The sequence below is a fragment of the Pseudomonas sp. PHC1 genome (assembly GCF_046487845.1).
Lineage (GTDB): Bacteria > Pseudomonadota > Gammaproteobacteria > Pseudomonadales > Pseudomonadaceae > Aquipseudomonas > Aquipseudomonas sputi.
Genome location: NZ_JBJXHJ010000002.1, coordinates 267,865 through 286,838 on the forward strand (window position 1 = coordinate 267,865; position 18,974 = coordinate 286,838).

Sequence of the window (18,974 nt, forward strand, 5' to 3'; positions counted from 1 at the left end):
CCGCATGGATTTGATACTCGACCTGCTCGCCACCGTGTCCCGCTGGAGCCGCAGCAACCTCTCGGAAATTGCTCTGGCACTGGTGGGCTGTCTGCTGGTGCTGTTCGGCGCCGACTTCAAGGGCTGGGTCGAGCAACGCCTCGGCAGCATCGCCGGCGCCCTGCGCGTTCCGCTGATGGCCCTGCTGTGCATGATCGGCAGCGGCGCGGCGCTGATCTACGCCACGCCCTGGGTGGTGAAGGGACTGAGCCAGTTCAACAACTACAGCCTGGCGCCAGTGTTGTTGGTGGTGCTGGTGTTGATTGGTGTAGTTGCCGACCGCCGCTAACTCTCACGCGATCGTTCCCACGCAGAGCGTGGGAACGATCACTGCGCAATACTTACGACTGCTTTTCGAACTTCAGATCCCACACGCCATGCCCAAGACGTTCGCCGCGGCGTTCAAACTTGGTGATCGGGCGCTCGGCCGGACGGGGCACGCATTTGCCGTCTTCGGCGAGGTTGCGATAGCCCGGAGCGACGCTCATCACTTCCAGCATGTACTCGGCGTACGGTTCCCAGTCGGTGGCCATGTGCAGAATGCCGCCAACCTTCAGCTTGCTGCGCACCAGTTCAGCGAAGGACGCCTGAACGATGCGGCGCTTGTGGTGACGGCTCTTGTGCCACGGATCCGGGAAGAACAGCATCAGGCGATCAAGGCTGTTGTCGGCGATGCAGCGGTTGAGCACTTCGATCGCGTCGCAATCGTAGACCCGCAGGTTGGTCAGGCCCTGAGTCAGCACGCCGTTGAGCAGCGCGCCGACACCCGGACGGTGAACCTCGACACCGATGAAATCCTGCTCCGGCGCAGCGGCTGCCATTTCCAGCAGCGAGTGGCCCATACCGAAACCGATCTCCAGCGAACGCGGCGCGGAACGGCCGAACACCTGGTCGAAATCCACCGGCGCATCGGCCAGCGGCAGGACGAACTTCGGCGCGCCCTGATCCAGGCCGCGCTGCTGGCCTTCGGTCATGCGCCCGGCGCGCATCACGAAACTCTTGATGCGGCGGTGTTGGCGCTCGTCGCCTTCTTCCGTCTGGATTGGCGTGTCGTTCGATTCAGTCATCAATAGCTCTTACTTGATCAGACCATCCAGCGGCGAAGAGGCGCTGGCATAGAGTTTTTTCGGCATGCGGCCGGCGAGGTAGGCCAGGCGGCCCGCGACGATCGCGTGTTTCATGGCTTCGGCCATCATGACCGGCTGCTGGGCGTGGGCGATGGCCGAGTTCATCAGCACGGCGTCACAGCCCAGCTCCATGGAGATGGTGGCGTCGGAAGCGGTGCCGACACCGGCATCCACCAGCACCGGGATTTTCGCTTCTTCGAGGATGATCTGCAGGTTGTAAGGGTTGCAGATCCCCAGGCCCGAACCGATCAGGCCGGCCAGCGGCATCACCGCGATGCAGCCGATTTCTGCCAGTTGCCGGGCGATGATCGGGTCATCACTGGTGTAGACCATCACGTCGAAACCTTCCTTGACCAGCACTTCGGCGGCCTTGAGGGTTTCGATCACGTTGGGGAACAGGGTTTTCTGGTCGGCCAGCACTTCCAGCTTCACCAGGTTGTGGCCGTCGAGCAGCTCACGGGCCAGGCGGCAGGTGCGCACGGCTTCGACCGCGTCGTAGCAACCGGCGGTGTTCGGCAGGAAGGTGTAGCGATCCGGCGACAGCACTTCGAGCAGGTTCGGCTCGCCTTCGATCTGGCCCAGGTTGGTGCGGCGCACGGCGAAGGTGACGATCTCGGCACCCGAGGCTTCGATGGCCAGACGGGTTTCTTCCATGTCACGGTACTTGCCGGTACCGACCAGCAAACGCGACTGGTAAGTACGACCGGCCAGAACGAAAGGCTTGTCGCTACGAACGATGCTCATGGGGAATCCTCTGTTGGGGTGAGGGTCTTGCAGAATTCTCGGCCCATGCAGGCCGGACGGTTAGCCGCCGCCGATGGCGTGCACCACTTCGACGTTGTCGCCGTCATTGAGCGTGGTGTCGGCATGCTGGCTGCGCGGGACGATATCCAGATTGAGCTCGACCGCGACGCGGCGTCCGGTCAGATCCAGACGGGTCAGCAGGGCCGCAACGGTTTCACCGTCGGGCAGTTCAAAGGATTCACCGTTCAACTGAATGCGCATGCGCAACGCCGCCATCACTTTTTAGGGGGTGGCATTCTAGCCCGATCATGACCTAAAGGTCAGCACCATGCGTCAAGCGGTTGGATACAGGCGCCAGGCGGCCAGCCCCAGGCACAGCCAGCCAATCAGGAATGCCAGACCGCCGAACGGGGTAATGATGCCGAGCTTGCCGATGCCGAGGGTGGTCAGCAAGTACAGGCTGCCGGAGAACAGCAGGATGCCGACGCTGAACGAAATCCCGGCCCAGGCGATCAACCGACCCTGAACCTGCTTGGCCAGCAGCGCCACGCCGAACAGCGCCAGTGCGTGCACCAGCTGATAGGTGACGCCGGTGTGGAAGATCGCCAGGTACTCGGGGGTCAGGCGGTTTTTCAGGCCATGAGCGGCGAATGCGCCGAGGCCGACGCCGGTGAAACCAAAGAAGGCAGCCAGCATCAGAAAGCTACGCAGCATGTAGAACTCCAGTCAGACTCGATCGGCAGGGTCTGTATAATGGCCCGCTCAACCGGTTCGGCCAAGCCATCTCTATGCTGCGTTTATTTCTCCGTCGTTTCACGAAGGCTCTGCTCTGGTTTGCAGGCGGCAGCGTATTGCTGGTGTTGGTGTTTCGCTTTGTGCCGCCACCGTTCACGGCGCTGATGGTCGAGCGCAAGATCGAATCCTGGGTCGACGGCGAGCCGATCGACCTGCAACGCACCTGGAAGCCGTGGAGCGAGATCTCCGATGACCTGAAGGTCGCGGTGATTGCCGGCGAAGACCAGAAATTCCCCGAGCACTGGGGGTTTGACCTGAGTGCGATCAAGGCCGCACTGGCCCACAACGAACTCGGCGGCTCGATTCGCGGCGCCAGCACCCTGAGCCAGCAAGTGTCGAAGAATCTGTTTTTGTGGTCGGGCCGCAGCTATCTGCGCAAGGGCCTGGAGGCCTGGTTTACTGCGCTGATCGAAGTGTTCTGGCCCAAACAGCGGATTCTCGAGGTGTACCTGAACAGCGTCGAGTGGGATGACGGCGTGTTTGGCGCCGAAGCGGCAGCGAGGCATCACTTTGGCGTAGGCGCCAGGTCGCTGTCGCGGCAGCAGGCGAGTTATCTGGCGGCGGTGCTGCCGAATCCGCGGGTCTGGAGCGCCAGTCATCCGACCGCTTACGTGTCACGTCGAGCCGGCTGGATTCGCCAGCAGATGAGCCAGCTGGGTGGCGACAGCTACCTGCTGACACTCGATGATTCACGCCGGGCGCCCTGGGCCCAATGACTTTCTGACAGGCAAACAAAAACGCCCCGATCATCACTGATCGGGGCGTTTTTTATTGCCGGACTACCGGTTACGCGGCAATCGACAACTTGAGCTTGTTCATCGCGCTCTTCTCGAGCTGACGGATCCGCTCGGCCGACACGTTGTACTTCTGCGCCAGGTCGTGCAGCGTGGCTTTCTCTTCTGCCAGCCAGCGCTGGTAGAGGATGTCACGGCTGCGCTCATCCAGCACTTCCAGCGCTTCGTGCAGGTTGTGATTGGAGTTGTCGCTCCAGTCGGCATCTTCCAGTTGACGCGCCGGGTCGTACCGGTGGTCTTCCAGGTAATTGGCCGGCGACTGGAAAGCACTGTCGTCGTCGGCTTCGGCAGCCGGGTCGAAGGCCATGTCATGGCCGGTCAGGCGACTTTCCATCTCACGCACTTCACGCGGCTCGACACCGAGGCTTTCCGCCACACGGTGGACTTCCTCGTTGTTCAGCCAGGCCAGACGTTTCTTCTGGCTGCGCAGGTTGAAGAACAGCTTGCGCTGCGCCTTGGTGGTCGCGACTTTCACGATCCGCCAGTTGCGCAGGATGAATTCGTGAATCTCGGCCTTGATCCAGTGCACCGCGAACGACACCAGACGCACGCCCATTTCCGGGTTGAAACGCTTCACGGCCTTCATCAGGCCGACGTTGCCTTCCTGGATCAGGTCAGCCTGAGCCAGACCGTAGCCGGAATAGCTACGGGCAATGTGTACGACAAACCGCAGGTGGGCGAGCACCATCTGCCGAGCCGCCCCCAGATCCTGCTCATAGTAGAGACTCTCGGCCAGTTCACGCTCCTGCTCCGGCGTCAGCAATGGAATGCTGTTGACGGTGTGCACGTAGGCTTCCAGGTTTGCGCCTGGAACCAATGCATACGCAGGTTGCAAAGAATTGGACATACGGAAAAACCTCCGACTTACATACTCATGCTTTTCAGCATTGCGAAAAATTGACCGGAAACTCAAATGAAAGTTTCCTTAACCACTGAAAGGTCAATCACGCGCAAAAAAGATTCTACTTCGGCGCCAGCTCCCTGAGATGACGTGCGACTGCAATCCATGCACCGATATAACCCAACAGCACCGCGCCAAGCAAGAGCGACAGACCGTCGGCAACTGGCACACCGGCCAGTGCGAAATCACTGCCGTACAAGCCGGCCAGCCCGACCACCGCGTCGTTCAGCCAGTTCAGGCCGAACGCCAATACACCCCAGGACAGCAGCCCCGCACCGAAGCCATACAGCGCGCCCATATAAAGGAAGGGACGACGCACATAGCTGTCGGTGCCGCCGACGAGTTTAATCACTTCTATCTCGGTGCGGCGGTTTTCAATATGAAGACGAATGGTATTGCCTATCACCAAAAGTAATGCGGAAACCAGCAACACCGTCAGACCGAACACGAAACGGTCACCGAGCTTGAGGATGGCGGCCAGACGCTCGACCCAGACTAGATCAAGTTGCGCCTGTTGTACCTTCGGCAGCTCGGATAGTTTTTGTCTTAATGCTTCCAGGGTCGACTTGTCGACCTCGTTCGGCGTCACCAGCACTACGCCCGGCAGCGGGTTTTCCGGCAGCTCGCGCAGGGCTTCGCCCAGGCCCGACTGCTGCTGGAACTCTTCCAGCGCCTGATCGCGGCCGACATATTCAGCATCAGCTACGCCCGGCATGCCTTTGATCTGATCACGCAACGCTTCGCCCTGAGCCGGACTGGCCTCGAGCTCCAGGTACAGCGAGATCTGCGCCGCGCGCTGCCACGAACCGCCCAGACGCTCAACGTTGCTCAGCAACAGCGAAAGGCCCATCGGCAGACTCAGCGCAACCGCCATCACCATGCAGGTGAAGAAGCTGCCGATCGGCTGCTTGCCGAGACGGCGCAGGCTGTCGATCCAGCTGGCGCGATGGCTTTCGACCCAGGCACGGAACAACGTGGCGAAATCCGGGCCGTCGTCATCGTCGTGCTTTTTCTTCTTTGGCGGTTGCGGATCGGCGGCCTTCGGGGCCACACGCTCGGAAACCTTCGGACTACGTGTCGCACTCATACGCCGGCCTCCCCGTCGCCGATCAATCGGCCGCGTTGCAGGGTCAGCATGCGATGACGCATGCGCGCGATCAGCGCCAGGTCGTGACTGGCGATCAACACGCTAGTGCCCAGACGGTTGATGTCTTCAAACACGCCCATGATCTCGGCGGCCAGACGCGGGTCGAGGTTACCGGTCGGTTCGTCCGCCAGCAGCAAGGCCGGACGGTGAACGATGGCGCGGGCAATGCCGACGCGCTGTTGCTGACCGGTAGACAGATCGCCAGGATACAGCTCGGCCTTGTCCGACAGCGCCACGCGCTCCAGCGCCGAATCGACGCGTTTGGCAATTTCGACCTTGGACAGCCCGAGAATCTGCAACGGCAGCGCGACGTTGTTGAACACCGTGCGATCGAACAACAGTTGATGGTTCTGGAACACCACACCGATCTGCCGACGCAGGAACGGAATCTGCGCATTGCTGATGGTGCTCAGGTCTTGCCCGGCGAGCAGCAGCTTGCCACTGGTCGGACGTTCCATCGCCAGCAACAGGCGCAACAATGTGGATTTACCGGCACCGGAGTGGCCGGTGACAAACAGGAACTCGCCGCGACGGACTCGAAAGCTCAGCTCATGCAAGCCGACGTGACCGTTCGGGTAGCGCTTACCGACCTGTTCGAAACGAATCATGAACGCTCCCGCTCGGCAAACAGTGCCTGGACAAAGGGTTCGGCTTCAAAGGTACGCAGATCGTCGATGCCTTCACCGACGCCGATGTAGCGGATCGGCAGGCCGAATTGCTTGGCCAGGGCGAAAATCACCCCGCCCTTGGCGGTGCCGTCGAGCTTGGTCAGCGCCAGGCCGGTCAGTTCGACGGTCTGGTTGAATTGCTTGGCCTGGTTGATAGCGTTCTGACCGGTGCCGGCGTCGAGCACCAGCAACACTTCGTGCGGCGCGTCGGCGTCGAGCTTGCCGATCACTCGGCGAACCTTTTTCAGTTCTTCCATCAGGTTGTCTTTGGTGTGCAGACGACCGGCGGTGTCGGCGATCAACACGTCGATGCCGCGGGCCTTGGCGGCCTGCACGGCGTCGAAGATCACCGAAGCCGAGTCCGCGCCCGTGTGCTGGGCAATCACCGGAATCTTGTTACGCTCGCCCCAGACCTGTAATTGCTCGACAGCCGCGGCACGGAAGGTGTCACCGGCCGCCAGCATGACTTTCTTGCCTTCCAGCTGCAGTTTCTTCGCCAGTTTGCCGATGGTGGTGGTCTTGCCGGCGCCGTTGACGCCGACCACCAGAATCACGAACGGCTTGTTCTGCGAAGCAATCTTCAGCGGCTGCTCGACCGGTTTGAGCATTGCCGCCAGCTCGGCCTGCAGGGATTTATACAGGGCGTCGGAATCGGCCAGTTCCTTGCGGGCAACCTTCTGGGTCAGGCGCTGGATGATCACCGAAGTCGCCTCGACGCCGACGTCGGCAGTCAGCAGGCGGGTTTCGAGATCGTCGAGCAGATCGTCATCGATGGCTTTCTTGCCGAGGAACAGGCTGGCCATTCCCTCGCCGATACTGGCGCTGGTCTTGGACAGGCCCTGCTTGAGACGGGCGAAGAAGCCAGCCTTGGTTTCCTCGGTGCGCGGTGGTTCGACCGGGGTTTCGACTGGCGCGACCGCAACCGGTGCAGGTGTAGGCTCGGGCGCCTCTACAATCGGGGCAATCGGGGCAATCGGGGCGACCGGGGCAGCGACCACGGGCTCTGGAATCACAGGAGCAGCTTCGACCACCGGCGCCTGAACAGGCTCTGGCGTGAACGCCACCGGCGCAGGAATCGGCGGCGTAACGTGCGGCGCGGCCTCTTCGACCAGCGCCACTGGCTCTTCCGCCACCGGCAAGGTCAGCCACGGCTCGCTGGCCGGGGTCAGCGGCAGTTCGGCGGCAGCCGGCGCTTCAGGATCGGCCTCGGCCACCGGTTGCAGCACCGGCTCGGCGATCGGCAGCACGACCGGTGCCGACGCTTCTTCTATGACGGGAGCGGGCGCAGGGGCCGGCTCAGGAATGGCAGTCGGCTGTTCGACGACGGGTTCCTGCGGTTTCTTGCGCAGCCATCCGAACAGGCCTTTCTTCTCGCCAGCCGCAGCTGGGGTCTTCTTGTCGTCGTTGGAACCAAACATGGAGGACGGCTATCTCACGGTAGCGACGCGCCACAGGGGCGCCCCGGCAAATAAATATTCGATGCAGAACAGACTGTGTTTCACCCAGCTTGTTCACGCGCAACATTTTGTCGAGGCACCAACGGCACCTCAAAGGAATCGTTTTAATGAAGGACTGGCCGGCAAAATCGGCGAAAAAGCATAGTTTAGCTGACAAACCAAAGCCTTCTGCCGCAAACCCATACAACCTGATCAGGTTTCAAAACCGGATAGGCGTGGTCGCCGGTAAAACGGATCAGTATCCTAGGGCGTGTCATCGATCATTACCAGTACCGCGTGGCCGCCTGAAAACGGGCCAGACAAGGCGCAGGCCGCAGGGAATGTGCTTTCCTTCCCAAGGACTGCAACGCAGTATGGCCCGTTTTCAGGCACCACCCGGAGGGCCGGGCCTGATAGTGTGCAGGGCTGCGTTGCTCGGAGCTTATTTGGAACAACCAAACCGCACTCCTCGCGCCTTGCCCTGCACACTATCAGGCACGGCGCGGTACTGGTAATGATCGATGACACGCCCTACCTCTCGCCCGCCGACGCTAAGACCAAGCGGGCAGCCCAACAGGTTTAAAAACGAATGAATGCTCTAGCCCGCCGCGCTGCAGGCCTGCTGCTCAGCACAGTCTGCCTGCCCCTTTCGGCCCTGGCGGCCGACCCGCAACCGACCCACGAATTCACCCTCGACAACGGCCTGAAGGTCGTCGTGCGCGAAGACCATCGTGCGCCGGTGGTGGTGTCGCAGGTCTGGTACAAGGTCGGTTCCAGCTACGAAACCCCGGGCCAGACCGGTCTGTCCCACGCCCTCGAGCACATGATGTTCAAGGGCAGCGAAAAAGTCGGCCCCGGCGAAGCCTCGCTGATCCTGCGTGACCTCGGCGCCGAAGAGAACGCCTTCACCAGCGACGACTTCACTGCTTATTACCAAGTGCTGGCCCGCGACCGTCTGGGCGTGGCCTTCGAACTGGAAGCCGACCGCATGGCCAGCCTGCGCCTGCCGGCCGACGAGTTCGCCAAGGAAATCGAAGTCATCAAGGAAGAGCGCCGCCTGCGCACCGACGACAAGCCGATGGCCAAAGCCTACGAGCGCTACAAGGCCATGGCCTACCCGGCCAGCGGCTATCACACCCCGACCATCGGCTGGATGGCTGACCTGGAGCGGATGAAGGTCGAAGAGCTGCGCCACTGGTATCAGTCCTGGTACGTACCGAACAACGCCACGCTGGTGGTGGTCGGCGACGTGACCCCGGACGAGGTGAAGACCCTCGCCCAGCGCTACTTCGGGCCGATCCCGAAGCGCGACGTGCCGCCGGCGAAAAAACCACTGGAGCTGACCGAGCCCGGCGAGCGCCAGATTACCCTGCACGTACAGACCCAACTGCCGAGCCTGATGCTCGGTTTCAACGTCCCGAGCATCGCCACTGCCGAAGACAAACGCTCGGTCAACGCCTTGCGCCTGATTTCGGCGCTGCTGGACGGCGGCTACAGCGGCCGTATTCCGACTCAACTGGAACGCGGCGAAGAACTGGTGTCCGGCGGTTCGTCGAGCTACGACGCCTACACTCGCGGTGACAGCCTGTTCACTCTGTCGGCCACACCGAACACCCAGAAGAAAAAGACCATGGCCCAGGCGGAAGCCGGCCTGTGGAAATTGCTGGAACAGCTGAAAACCACCGCACCGTCCGCCGAAGAACTGGAGCGCGTGCGTGCCCAGGTCATCGCCGGCCTGGTCTTCGAGCGCGACTCGATCACCAGCCAGGCCACCGCCATCGGCCAGCTGGAGACCGTCGGTCTGTCGTGGAAACTGATGGACACCGAACTGGCCGATCTGGAAAGCGTCACCCCGCAAGACATCCAGAACGCCGCCAAGCTGTATTTCACCCGCGAACGTCTCAGCGTCGCCCACGTCCTGCCACTGGAGACGACTCATGAGTGAGCGCAAAACCCCACGCCTGTTGCTCGGCCTGATCGCCGTGGCCATCATCGGCTCCGCCGCGTTTTATCTGGCGCCGAGCGACAACACCAAGGCCAGCGAAGCGCTGGATAACGCCAAGTCCAGCCAGAAGCTGCAATCGCTGGCCGAACTCGACGGCAAGGCCCCGGCCAGCCGCAAGCTCGACGTGCAGACCTGGAACACCGCCGAAGGCGCCAAGGTGCTGTTCGTCGAGGCCCGCGAACTGCCGATGTTCGACATGCGCCTGATCTTTTCCGCCGGCAGCAGCCAGGACGGCAACGCGCCGGGCCTGGCCCTGCTGACCAACGCCATGCTCAACGAAGGCGTGGCGGGCAAGGACGTCGGCGCCATCGCCCAGGGTTTCGAAGGCCTGGGCGCGGATTTCGGCAACGGCGCCTATAAGGACATGGCCATCGCGTCGCTGCGCAGCCTGAGTGCTGCCGACAAACGCGAACCGGCGCTGAAACTGTTCTCGCAAGTGGTGGGCAAACCGACCTTCCCGGCCGATTCCTTCGCGCGCATCAAGAACCAGATGCTCGCCGGTTTCGAATACCAGAAACAGAACCCCGGCAAACTCGCCAGCCTGGAGCTGATGAAGCGCCTGTACGGCGATCACCCGTACGCTCACTCCAGCGACGGCAATGCGCAAAGCGTGCCGAAGATCACGCTGGCGCAACTGCGTGAGTTCCACGCCAAGGCCTATGCGGCCGGCAACGTGGTGATCGCGCTGGTGGGCGATCTGTCCCGCAGCGAAGCCGAGGCGATTGCCAATCAGGTGTCCGCTGCACTGCCGAAAGGCCCGGCACTGGCGAAGGTCGCGCAACCGACCGAGCCGAAAGCCGGCATCGGCCACATCGAGTTTCCGTCGAAGCAGACCAACCTGATGATCGCGCAACTGGGCATCGACCGTGACGACCCGGACTACGCCGCGCTTTCGATGGGCAACCAGATCCTCGGCGGTGGCGGCTTCGGCACCCGGTTGATGAGCGAAGTGCGCGAGAAGCGTGGCCTGACCTACGGCGTGTATTCGGCATTCAGCCCGATGCAGGCTCGCGGCCCGTTCATGATCAACCTGCAGACCCGCGCGGAGATGAGCGAAGGCACCCTGAAACTGGTGCAGGACGTGCTCGCCGACTACCTCAAGACCGGCCCGACCCAGAAAGAACTCGACGACGCCAAGCGCGAACTGGCCGGCAGCTTCCCGCTGTCCACCGCGAGCAATGCCGATATCGTCGGTCAACTTGGCGCCATGGGTTTCTACAACCTGCCGCTGAGCTATCTGGACGACTTCATGCGTCAGTCCCAGAGCCTCACGGTCGAGCAGGTTCGCGACGCCCTGAACAAACACTTGAGCACGGATAAACTGGTCATCGTCAGCGCTGGCCCGACCGTGCCGCAAAAGCCGTTACCGGCCCCATCTGATAAACCTGCCGAGCAGCCGCTCGGGGTTCCGGAGCATTAATGGCCAGTCCAAAGAAACCTGTACAAAAACTGCACAATGGTGTGAACCAGTTGCGCATCATCGGCGGCGAATGGCGCAGCCGAAAGCTGAGCTTTCCCGATGCGCCGGGCCTGCGCCCGACGCCAGACCGGGTGCGCGAAACCCTGTTCAACTGGCTCGCGCCTTACGTTGCCGGGGCCAAGGTGCTCGATCCGTTCGCCGGCAGCGGAGCGCTGTTTCTCGAAGCGCTATCCCGTGGCGCGGCCATGGGCCAGGCGCTGGATGCCAGCCATGTCGCGGTCTCCAGCCTGAAAGAACACCTCGGCACGCTGCGCTGCACCAACGGCCACGTACAGACCGCCGATGCGCTGCGCTACCTGGAAACCCAGACCGCGACCGCGTTCGACCTGGTGTTCCTCGACCCGCCGTTCAACCAGAACCTGCTGCCCGCCGTGTGCACGCTGCTGGAAGAGCGCCAATGGCTGGCCGACGATGCGTGGATCTACACTGAAAGCGAAACCGCGCCATCGACCCTCGGCCTGCCGGGCAACTGGCGCCTGCACCGCGAACAGAAATCCGGGCGGGTGTACTACGCGTTGTGGCAACGTATGGCAGTGAATGCCGGTTAACCGACCGGCCTGAAAAAGCGGCGGGTCTCAGCCGAGGCTCGCTGCGCTGCATCGAGAGCAATCGTGTCCCCTTCGTCTAAACCGTTCATCCCCGCCTTCGGCCTCGGCAATCCGCACCTGCAAACCTTGTGGGGGCCGCTGTGGCGAAAAACCGTGCACCTTGATCGCCAGCGCGAACGGCTGTGGCTGGACGACGGCGATTTCCTGGATCTCGACTGGCACGGCCCGCACAGCGCCGAGGCGCCATTGGTGTTGGTGCTGCACGGGCTGACCGGTTCTTCCAATTCGCCTTACGTCGCCGGAATCCAGGCAGCGCTCGCCGCTCAAGGCTGGGCCAGTGTCGCGCTGAACTGGCGCGGTTGTTCGGGCGAGCCGAACCTGTTGCCGCGCAGCTATCATTCCGGCGCCAGCGAAGACCTCGCCGAAACCCTCCGCCACCTGAAAGCCAAGCGGCCACTGGCGCCGCTGTATGCGGTCGGCTACTCCCTTGGCGGTAACGTGCTGCTCAAGCACCTGGGGGAAACCGGCAGCGCCAGCGGCGTGCTCGGTGCGGTGGCGGTGTCGGTGCCGTTTCGCCTCGATCAATGCGCCGATCGTATTGGCCAGGGTTTCTCCAAGGTCTATCAGGCGCACTTCATGCGCGAGATGGTGGCCTACATCAAGAACAAGCAGCGCCAGTTCCAGCACGACGGCCGCGAGGACGGTCTCGCCGCACTGGCTGCCCTCGGCTCGCTGGAAAACATGCGCACCTTCTGGGATTTCGATGGCCGGGTGACCGCGCCGCTGCACGGTTTCGCCGATGCCGAGGATTACTATCGCCGCGCATCCAGCCGTTACTTTCTCGGCGAGATCCGTACGCCGACCCTGATCATTCAGGCGGCGGACGACCCGTTCGTGTTCCCTCACAGCCTGCCGCAGGCCAGTGAGCTGTCGACCACGACGCAGTTCGAATTGCAGAACAAGGGCGGGCATGTCGGTTTCGTCGACGGCACGCTTCGACAGCCGGGTTATTACCTGGAACGACGGATTCCGCAGTGGCTGGCCGACGCGGGGCGCGGGTGAAGTCATGAGCGATCAGGGCGAGTCGATCCGTTTCTGGCAGGCCGCGCCTCTGGCCGGTGTCGAGCTGTTGACCGCGCGCTACATCGAGCATCGCTTCGCCCCGCACGTCCACGACGGTTATGTGATCGGCATGATCATGGCCGGCGCCCAACGCTACCGTTATCGCGGCGCCGAACACCTGGCGGGCAGCGGCACGCTGGTGCTGATCAATCCGGATGAAGTGCATAACGGCCACAAGGGCACCGAGGACGGCTGGCTGTACCGGGCGTTTTATCCCGACACCGGGCAGATCGTCGCGCTGCTGAATGAGCTGGAACTGCCGACCGCACCGATGCCGGCCTTCGGCGCGACGCTGTATCGCGATCCGGACCTGGTCAACGGTTTCTGTCAGTTGCATCGCTTGCTGGAAAGCCCCGCCACCGCGCTGCAACAGCAAACGGTGTGGCGGGAAATGATGATGCTGCTGTTGCAACGTCACGCGGCGGTGCAAATCAACGGTAACCCTGGCAAAGAACACCGCGCGGTGGCGATGGCCAAGGAGTTGCTGCACGCGCACCTGGCGGCGCCGCCCTCGCTGGAAGAACTGGCGGCGGCGGTGAACCTGTCGCCCTTCCACTTCGCCCGGGTGTTCCGCCGCGCCACCGGCATGCCGCCGCACAGCTGGCTGATGCAGCAGCGGATTGCCTGCGCGCGGGGTTTGTTGCAGAACGGCTGCCTGCCGGTTGAAGTCGCCACGCAGCTGGGATTTGCCGACCAGAGCCATCTGAGCCGGCAATTCAAACAGGTTTATGGCGTGGGGCCGGCGGCCTACCGCAGCGCGCGGCTGAATCGCTGAGCGTTTACTCGCCAGTGGCGATACCGTGCGCAGGATCGTTGATCCACTCGCTCCACGATCCGGCATACAGCGACCCCAACGGATAACCCGCCAGGCACAGGGCGAACAGGTTGTGACACGCCGTCACCCCGGAGCCGCAGTACGCCACCAGATCGCTCGGCGAACGCTCGCCGAGTTTCGCGGCGAAACGCTGCTTGAGCTGATCGGCCGGCAGGAAACGCCCATCGCTGCCCAGGTTGTCGGTAAACGCCGCGCATTGCGCACCGGGAATGTGCCCGGCAATCGGGTCGATCGGTTCCACTTCACCCTTGAAACGCGGCAAGGCGCGGGCATCGAGCAGGGTCAACGCCGGCTGGCCGAGACGCTGCTGCAATTGCTCGGCGCTGAGCAGCAGGCTCATGTCCGGCTGGCCGCTGAAGTTGCCCCGCACCGCTGACGGAGGATCGAGACTCAACGGCAGCCCCGCCGCATGCCAGGCCTTGAGCCCGCCATCGAGAATGAACACGCCGTCACGCTTGCCCAGCCACGCCAGCAGCCACCACGCCCGCGCCGCATAGGCACCCGGGCCGTCGTCATACAGAACCACCTCGCTGTCGCTGTCGATGCCGAAGGCTTGCAGGCGCTCAATCAGCACCGCCGGCTCCGGCAGCGGGTGGCGACCGGTCACGCCCTTGATGACCGGGCCGCTGAGGTCGCGTTCAAGATCGGCGAAATGCGCCCCGGCAATGTGCCCCTCGGCATAGCTGCGCTGGCCGTAATCCGGGTCTTCGAGGGCAAAACGGCAATCGAGAATCACCAGCCCCGGTTGCGCCTTGCGGGCATCCAGTGCGGTCGGGCTGATCAGTTGCGCAATCGGCATAGCGAACGACTCCAGTGAGGAAATGAACTTACGGTCTTTCTTCGAGGGCCTGGGCCAACGGCACGTAGAACTCTTCGAACAGGGCGTTGACCTCATCGCGGGCCTGTTCGGTGACGAACCCTGCTTCGAGCACCAGCACCTGATACACACCACGCTTGATGGCCTGCTCGCTGAGGTAGTTGGAGTTCTCCCGGGTCGTGCACAGGAAGCGCACCCAGGAGGTGAGGATGATCCACGCGTTGAGGGTCAGGGATTCGATCTGCACCCGGTCCATTTTCAGGATTCCGGCGGCAACGAACCCTTCGTAGATCGCCGCGCCCTGGATCACGCAGCGCTGGGAGAAGCGTCGGTAACGCCCGGCCAGATCCGGATCGCTGTCGAGCAGATGCTCGAGATCGCGGTGTAGAAACCGATACCGCCACATCGCCGACAGCAGCTCCTTGAGATAGAAGCGCTTGTCTTCGACCGTCGCGGGACGGCCCTGGGGCGGACGCAGAAAGCTGTCCACCAGGCTTTCGTACTCACTGAACAGCACGGCGATGATCGCCTGCTTGTTGGGGAAGTGGTAGTACAGATTGCCCGGAGAAATCTCCATGTGGGCGGCGATGTGATTGGTGCTGATGCTGCGCTCGCCCTGCTGATTGAACAGCTCGAGGCTGTTCTGCACGATGCGCTCGCTGGTTTTGATCCGTGGGGCCATGGCTTGAGCTTTAATTCAGAGTGCGTTGGGGGGCATCTTACGACCTATCCGGAGCGGGATAAAACCAGGATGCGCAAGGAAGCCAATTGACTTTCTAGAGCATAGACTCTAAAAAGTTCCTCACAACAACAACTCCGGAGTCGCCGATGACCGCCGATATTGCCTACCTGCAAACGCTGCAACAGCCGCTGGAAGAGCTCAACCGGCTGTTCAACGCACAGCGCGCCGCCTACGCCGCCAACCCGATGCCGCCCGCAGCCCAGCGCCGGCAATGGCTCAAGGCGCTGCGCGATTTGCTGAGCAACGAACGGCAAGCCCTGATCGACGCCATCAGCTCCGACTTCAGCCATCGCAGCGCCGATGAAACCTTGCTCGCCGAACTGATGCCGAGCCTGCACGGCATTCACTACGCCAGCCAGCACATCAGTCAGTGGATGAAACCTTCGCGACGCAAAGTGGGCGTCGCTTTCCAGCCGGCATCGGCGAAAGTCGTGTACCAGCCGCTGGGTGTGGTCGGTGTCATCGTGCCGTGGAACTACCCGTTGTTCCTGGCCATCGGCCCGTTGACCGGCGCCCTCGCGGCCGGCAACCGGGTGATGTTGAAACTCAGCGAATCAACTCCGGCCACCGGCTTGTTGCTCAAGGAACTGCTGGCGCGGATCTTCCCGGAGGATCTGGTGTGCGTAGTGCTCGGCGAGGCCGATGTCGGCGTGGCGTTTTCAAAAATGCGCTTCGACCACCTGCTGTTCACCGGTTCCACCAGCGTCGGCAAGCATGTGATGCGCGCAGCGGCAGAGAACCTGACGCCGGTGACGCTGGAACTGGGCGGCAAGTCCCCGGCCATCGTCTCCCGCGACGTGCCACTCAAGGACGCCGCCGAACGCATCGCTTTCGGCAAGACCCTCAATGCCGGCCAGACCTGCGTGGCCCCGGACTACGTGCTGGTGCCGGAAGAGCGCATCGGCGGCTTCGTCGAAGCCTATCGCCTAGCCGTGCGCGGGTTTTATCCGACACTCGCCGACAACCCGGACTACACCGCCATCATCAACGAGCGCCAACTGGCGCGGCTCAACAGCTACCTCAGCGACGCCACCAGCAAGGGCGCGCTGCTGATTCCGCTGTTCGAGCAGGGCCAGGGCCGACGCATGCCGCACAGCCTGCTGCTGAATGTCAGCGAGGAAATGACGGTGATGCAGGACGAGATCTTCGGCCCGCTGCTGCCGATCGTGCCGTATCAGGATCTGGATCAGGCATTTGCTTACATCAATCAGCGGCCACGTCCTCTGGCTCTTTACTACTTCGGCTACGACAAGCGCGAACAGAAGCGCGTCCTCAGCGAAACCCACTCCGGTGGCGTCTGCCTCAACGACACGCTGCTGCATGTGGCGCAGGACGACATGCCGTTCGGCGGCATCGGCCCGTCGGGCATGGGCCATTACCACGGTCACGAGGGCTTCCTGACGTTCAGCAAGGCCAAGGGCGTGCTGGTCAAACAGCGCTTCAACGCGGCGAAGCTGATCTACCCGCCCTACGGCAAATCCATTCAGAAGCTGATCCAGAAACTGTTCATTCGCTAACGTCACCGCCGGGTAATAACAACAATGCACCCAAGCCTGACCGAAACACCTGCCCTGTCGCGCCGTGGCCTGCTGAAATTCAGCCTGGGCGCCACGGCTTTTCTCGCCACTGCCGGGCTCGGCGCCAGCCTCAGCGGCTGTTCATCAAGTGTCTCGGCCAATGGATTCACCACGTTGCGCAGCGCTGATCTGCTGTTTCTGCGTGCGTTGATTCCCGTGATGCTCGATGGCGCCGTGGCTGTGGAAAAGATGCCCGCGGCTGTCGACGAAACGCTGCAGTCACTGGACTACAGCCTCGATCACCTGTCGCCGGAAATGCTCAAGCTCACCCGGCAACTGTTCGATGTGCTCGGCATGGCGGTGACGCGCGGGCCATTGACCGGAATCTGGGGCAGTTGGGAAAACGCCGGCCCCGAGGCGATCCGTCGCTTCCTCGAGCGCTGGGAAAACAGCTCGCTGAGTCTGCTGCGCATGGGCCACAGCTCCCTCCAGCAAATGGTGATGATGGCCTGGTACACCCGCGCCGAATCCTGGGCCCATTGTGGTTACCCCGGCCCGCCCGCCGTTTGAGCCTGGCGACCCACGCAAAACAATAATAAGAGAACCTGATCGATGCCCGTACCCGACCCGTTTCGCGAAGGCCTTGCCCGTGGCTGGAAAACCTACAGCGGCGCGCAACTCAACGATGACCTGACCCTGGAGGCCGACGTCGCCATCATCGGCAGCGGTGCCGGCGGCGGCACCACGGCGGAAATCCTCAGTGCCGCCGGCTACAAAGTGCTGCTGATCGAAGAAGGCCCGCTCAAGACCAGCAGCGATTTCAAACTGCTGGAAGACCAGGCCTACAGCAGCCTCTATCAGGAAGGCATCGGCCGCATGAGCAAGGACGGCGCGATCACCATCCTTCAGGGCCGCGCAGTCGGCGGCACCACGCTGATCAACTGGACATCGAGTTTTCGCACGCCCGAGCCAACCCTCGAACACTGGGCCAAAGAGCACAACGTCAAAGGCCACAGTCCCGCCGACATGGCGCCGTGGTTCGAAAAAATGGAGCAGCGTCTCGGCGTCGCCCCGTGGAGGGTGCCGCCCAACGCCAACAACGACGTGATCCGCAAAGGCTGCGAACAGCTCGGCTACAGCTGGCACGTGATCCCGCGCAACGTGCGCGGCTGCTGGAACCTCGGCTACTGCGGCATGGGCTGCCCGACCAACGCCAAGCAATCGATGATGGTCACGACCATTCCGGCGACCCTGGAAAAGGGCGGCGAACTGCTTTATCTGGCCCGAGCCGAAAAACTGTTGATCAGCGGCGACAAGGTCACTGGCCTGCAATGCGTGGCGATGGACGAACGCTGTGTCGAGCCGACCGGACGCACGATAACCGTCAAGGCGCGGCATTACGTGCTGGCCGGCGGCGGGATCAACAGCCCTGCCCTGCTGATGCGCTCGGACGCACCGGATCCGCACAAACGGCTGGGCAAGCGCACCTTCCTGCATCTGGTGAACATGTCCGCCGGGCGTTTCGACGAGGTGATCAACCCGTTCTACGGTGCGCCGCAATCGATCTACTCGGATCATTTCCAGTGGAAGGATGGCACCCGCGGCCCGATGGCCTACAAACTCGAAGTGCCGCCGCTGCACCCGGCGCTGGCCGCCACGTTGCTTGGCGGTTTCGGTCAGGAAAGCGCGCAACACATGGCGGACCTGCCCCACACCCACGCGATGCTGGCCCTGCTGCGCGACGGTTTTCACCCGGACAGTCCGGGCGGCAGCGTCGAGTTGCGGGGTGACGGCTCACCGGTACTCGACTACCCGGTTTCGCCTTACACCTGGGACGGCCTGCGCCGATCCTTCCACAGCATGGCGCAAATCCAGTTCGCCGGCGGCGCCAAAGCGGTAATGCCGATGCACGCCGATGCGCGCTACGTGAACAGCCTGGCCGAAGCCCGCTCGCTGATCGACAGCCTGAGCCTGGAGCTGTATCGCACACGTCTGGGCAGCGCCCACGTGATGGGCGGTTGTGCGATGGGCGAAGACCCGCAAACCGCCGTGACCGACAGTCTCGGCCGTCATCATCAGCTACGTAATCTGTCGATTCATGACGGCTCGCTGTTCCCCACCAGCATCGGCGCCAACCCGCAGTTGTCGGTGTATGGTCTGACGGCGCAACTGGCGACATCCCTCGGCGAACGGCTGAGAAACCCGTGAAAAAGACGAAAATTCCGATCGTCTATAGTGCTTTCTTACCCAACAGGCG

The 18,974-nt window shown here is 62.6% G+C and carries 20 protein-coding genes; 10 read left to right on the plus strand and 10 right to left on the minus strand.

Annotated features, from left to right (window positions below; translation table 11 throughout):
• Positions 1-4 precede the first annotated feature (4 nt).
• The gene (locus ACKJSM_RS03775) at positions 5-328 is read left to right on the plus strand and encodes a DUF3392 domain-containing protein (protein ID WP_011336381.1); all 324 of its coding nucleotides are present in this window, start codon (positions 5-7) and stop codon (positions 326-328) included.
• 52 nt (positions 329-380) lie between these two features.
• On the opposite strand, the gene trmB is transcribed toward ACKJSM_RS03775, so the two are convergent.
• The 4 genes from trmB to ACKJSM_RS03795 form a co-directional block, all read right to left on the minus strand.
• Entirely contained in the window at positions 381-1,106 is a 726-nt protein-coding gene (gene trmB / locus ACKJSM_RS03780) for a tRNA (guanosine(46)-N7)-methyltransferase TrmB (protein ID WP_236178818.1), read from the minus strand.
• Positions 1,107-1,115: 9 nt separating this feature from the next.
• Positions 1,116-1,910 (minus strand): thiazole synthase, encoded by a 795-nt coding sequence (locus ACKJSM_RS03785; protein ID WP_236178817.1) that lies wholly within the window; start codon positions 1,908-1,910, stop codon positions 1,116-1,118.
• A gap of 60 nt (positions 1,911-1,970) precedes the next feature.
• On the minus strand, positions 1,971-2,171 hold the full coding sequence (thiS, locus tag ACKJSM_RS03790; protein WP_007953386.1) for a sulfur carrier protein ThiS: 201 nt from the start codon (positions 2,169-2,171) through the stop codon (positions 1,971-1,973).
• 72 nt (positions 2,172-2,243) lie between these two features.
• On the minus strand, positions 2,244-2,624 hold the full coding sequence (locus ACKJSM_RS03795) for a DUF423 domain-containing protein (protein ID WP_410236657.1): 381 nt from the start codon (positions 2,622-2,624) through the stop codon (positions 2,244-2,246).
• A gap of 74 nt (positions 2,625-2,698) precedes the next feature.
• Here ACKJSM_RS03795 and mtgA point away from each other — a divergent pair, with 74 nt between their 5' ends.
• Positions 2,699-3,421 carry a monofunctional biosynthetic peptidoglycan transglycosylase gene (gene mtgA / locus ACKJSM_RS03800; RefSeq protein WP_410236658.1) on the plus strand — a complete coding sequence of 241 codons (723 nt, stop codon included), beginning with the start codon at positions 2,699-2,701 and terminating at the stop codon, positions 3,419-3,421.
• Positions 3,422-3,491: 70 nt separating this feature from the next.
• Here mtgA and rpoH read toward each other — a convergent pair whose 3' ends face one another.
• The 4 genes from rpoH to ftsY all read right to left on the minus strand — a co-directional run bounded on the left by rpoH (position 3,492) and on the right by ftsY (position 7,633).
• Entirely contained in the window at positions 3,492-4,346 is an 855-nt protein-coding gene (gene rpoH / locus ACKJSM_RS03805) for an RNA polymerase sigma factor RpoH (protein WP_007953393.1), read from the minus strand.
• Between the two features lie 115 nt (positions 4,347-4,461).
• On the minus strand, positions 4,462-5,487 hold the full coding sequence (gene ftsX, locus ACKJSM_RS03810; protein ID WP_236178814.1) for a permease-like cell division protein FtsX: 1,026 nt from the start codon (positions 5,485-5,487) through the stop codon (positions 4,462-4,464).
• Positions 5,484-6,155, minus strand: coding sequence for a cell division ATP-binding protein FtsE (ftsE, locus tag ACKJSM_RS03815; RefSeq protein ID WP_007953396.1), 672 nt, complete (start codon positions 6,153-6,155; stop codon positions 5,484-5,486). Before ftsE ends, ftsX begins: the two co-directional genes overlap by 4 nt.
• Positions 6,152-7,633, minus strand: coding sequence for a signal recognition particle-docking protein FtsY (gene ftsY, locus ACKJSM_RS03820; protein WP_410236659.1), 1,482 nt, complete (start codon positions 7,631-7,633; stop codon positions 6,152-6,154). Before ftsY ends, ftsE begins: the two co-directional genes overlap by 4 nt.
• Positions 7,634-8,240: 607 nt before the next feature.
• On the opposite strand from ftsY, the gene ACKJSM_RS03825 reads away from it, so the two are divergent.
• From ACKJSM_RS03825 to ACKJSM_RS03845, 5 genes are all read left to right on the plus strand, one after another.
• A complete protein-coding gene (locus tag ACKJSM_RS03825) occupies positions 8,241-9,596 on the plus strand; it encodes a M16 family metallopeptidase (protein ID WP_410236660.1) in 1,356 nt (451 codons plus the stop codon).
• Positions 9,589-11,076, plus strand: a complete 1,488-nt coding sequence (locus ACKJSM_RS03830; RefSeq protein ID WP_410236661.1) for a M16 family metallopeptidase — start codon at positions 9,589-9,591, stop codon at positions 11,074-11,076. The genes ACKJSM_RS03825 and ACKJSM_RS03830 overlap by 8 nt, the downstream gene beginning before the upstream one ends.
• On the plus strand, positions 11,076-11,684 hold the full coding sequence (rsmD, locus tag ACKJSM_RS03835; RefSeq protein WP_410236662.1) for a 16S rRNA (guanine(966)-N(2))-methyltransferase RsmD: 609 nt from the start codon (positions 11,076-11,078) through the stop codon (positions 11,682-11,684). The genes ACKJSM_RS03830 and rsmD overlap by 1 nt, the downstream gene beginning before the upstream one ends.
• Before the next feature lie 63 nt (positions 11,685-11,747).
• The gene (locus tag ACKJSM_RS03840; protein WP_410236663.1) at positions 11,748-12,746 is read left to right on the plus strand and encodes a hydrolase; all 999 of its coding nucleotides are present in this window, start codon (positions 11,748-11,750) and stop codon (positions 12,744-12,746) included.
• 4 nt (positions 12,747-12,750) lie between these two features.
• Entirely contained in the window at positions 12,751-13,581 is an 831-nt protein-coding gene (locus ACKJSM_RS03845) for an AraC family ligand binding domain-containing protein (protein WP_410236664.1), read from the plus strand.
• 4 nt (positions 13,582-13,585) lie between these two features.
• On the opposite strand, the gene ACKJSM_RS03850 is transcribed toward ACKJSM_RS03845, so the two are convergent.
• Positions 13,586-14,440: a sulfurtransferase gene (locus tag ACKJSM_RS03850; protein WP_339486568.1), complete on the minus strand. Its 855-nt coding sequence runs from the start codon at positions 14,438-14,440 to the stop codon at positions 13,586-13,588.
• A gap of 28 nt (positions 14,441-14,468) precedes the next feature.
• The gene (locus ACKJSM_RS03855; protein ID WP_236178806.1) at positions 14,469-15,140 is read right to left on the minus strand and encodes a TetR/AcrR family transcriptional regulator; all 672 of its coding nucleotides are present in this window, start codon (positions 15,138-15,140) and stop codon (positions 14,469-14,471) included.
• A gap of 146 nt (positions 15,141-15,286) precedes the next feature.
• On the opposite strand from ACKJSM_RS03855, the gene ACKJSM_RS03860 reads away from it, so the two are divergent.
• Genes ACKJSM_RS03860 through ACKJSM_RS03870 form a run of 3 tightly spaced genes read left to right on the plus strand, consistent with a single transcriptional unit; the run spans position 15,287 to position 18,925 of the window.
• Positions 15,287-16,717: a coniferyl aldehyde dehydrogenase gene (locus ACKJSM_RS03860; protein WP_236178805.1), complete on the plus strand. Its 1,431-nt coding sequence runs from the start codon at positions 15,287-15,289 to the stop codon at positions 16,715-16,717.
• Positions 16,718-16,741: 24 nt separating this feature from the next.
• Positions 16,742-17,287 (plus strand): twin-arginine translocation pathway signal protein, encoded by a 546-nt coding sequence (locus ACKJSM_RS03865; RefSeq protein WP_410236665.1) that lies wholly within the window; start codon positions 16,742-16,744, stop codon positions 17,285-17,287.
• A gap of 42 nt (positions 17,288-17,329) precedes the next feature.
• Positions 17,330-18,925 carry a GMC family oxidoreductase N-terminal domain-containing protein gene (locus ACKJSM_RS03870; protein ID WP_410236666.1) on the plus strand — a complete coding sequence of 532 codons (1,596 nt, stop codon included), beginning with the start codon at positions 17,330-17,332 and terminating at the stop codon, positions 18,923-18,925.
• Positions 18,926-18,974 lie beyond the last annotated feature (49 nt).

What these genes read in the sequence shown, in the direction of transcription:
- ACKJSM_RS03775 (WP_011336381.1), top strand. Translation starts at nt 5, where the DNA reads ATGGATTTGATACTCGACCTGCTCGCCACCGTGTCCCGCTGGAGCCGC.
- trmB (WP_236178818.1), bottom strand. Translation starts at nt 1,106, where the DNA reads ATGACTGAATCGAACGACACGCCAATCCAGACGGAAGAAGGCGACGAG.
- ACKJSM_RS03785 (WP_236178817.1), bottom strand. Translation starts at nt 1,910, where the DNA reads ATGAGCATCGTTCGTAGCGACAAGCCTTTCGTTCTGGCCGGTCGTACT.
- thiS (WP_007953386.1), bottom strand. Translation starts at nt 2,171, where the DNA reads ATGCGCATTCAGTTGAACGGTGAATCCTTTGAACTGCCCGACGGTGAA.
- ACKJSM_RS03795 (WP_410236657.1), bottom strand. Translation starts at nt 2,624, where the DNA reads ATGCTGCGTAGCTTTCTGATGCTGGCTGCCTTCTTTGGTTTCACCGGC.
- mtgA (WP_410236658.1), top strand. Translation starts at nt 2,699, where the DNA reads ATGCTGCGTTTATTTCTCCGTCGTTTCACGAAGGCTCTGCTCTGGTTT.
- rpoH (WP_007953393.1), bottom strand. Translation starts at nt 4,346, where the DNA reads ATGTCCAATTCTTTGCAACCTGCGTATGCATTGGTTCCAGGCGCAAAC.
- ftsX (WP_236178814.1), bottom strand. Translation starts at nt 5,487, where the DNA reads ATGAGTGCGACACGTAGTCCGAAGGTTTCCGAGCGTGTGGCCCCGAAG.
- ftsE (WP_007953396.1), bottom strand. Translation starts at nt 6,155, where the DNA reads ATGATTCGTTTCGAACAGGTCGGTAAGCGCTACCCGAACGGTCACGTC.
- ftsY (WP_410236659.1), bottom strand. Translation starts at nt 7,633, where the DNA reads ATGTTTGGTTCCAACGACGACAAGAAGACCCCAGCTGCGGCTGGCGAG.
- ACKJSM_RS03825 (WP_410236660.1), top strand. Translation starts at nt 8,241, where the DNA reads ATGAATGCTCTAGCCCGCCGCGCTGCAGGCCTGCTGCTCAGCACAGTC.
- ACKJSM_RS03830 (WP_410236661.1), top strand. Translation starts at nt 9,589, where the DNA reads ATGAGTGAGCGCAAAACCCCACGCCTGTTGCTCGGCCTGATCGCCGTG.
- rsmD (WP_410236662.1), top strand. Translation starts at nt 11,076, where the DNA reads ATGGCCAGTCCAAAGAAACCTGTACAAAAACTGCACAATGGTGTGAAC.
- ACKJSM_RS03845 (WP_410236664.1), top strand. Translation starts at nt 12,751, where the DNA reads ATGAGCGATCAGGGCGAGTCGATCCGTTTCTGGCAGGCCGCGCCTCTG.
- ACKJSM_RS03850 (WP_339486568.1), bottom strand. Translation starts at nt 14,440, where the DNA reads ATGCCGATTGCGCAACTGATCAGCCCGACCGCACTGGATGCCCGCAAG.
- ACKJSM_RS03855 (WP_236178806.1), bottom strand. Translation starts at nt 15,140, where the DNA reads ATGGCCCCACGGATCAAAACCAGCGAGCGCATCGTGCAGAACAGCCTC.
- ACKJSM_RS03860 (WP_236178805.1), top strand. Translation starts at nt 15,287, where the DNA reads ATGACCGCCGATATTGCCTACCTGCAAACGCTGCAACAGCCGCTGGAA.
- ACKJSM_RS03865 (WP_410236665.1), top strand. Translation starts at nt 16,742, where the DNA reads ATGCACCCAAGCCTGACCGAAACACCTGCCCTGTCGCGCCGTGGCCTG.
- ACKJSM_RS03870 (WP_410236666.1), top strand. Translation starts at nt 17,330, where the DNA reads ATGCCCGTACCCGACCCGTTTCGCGAAGGCCTTGCCCGTGGCTGGAAA.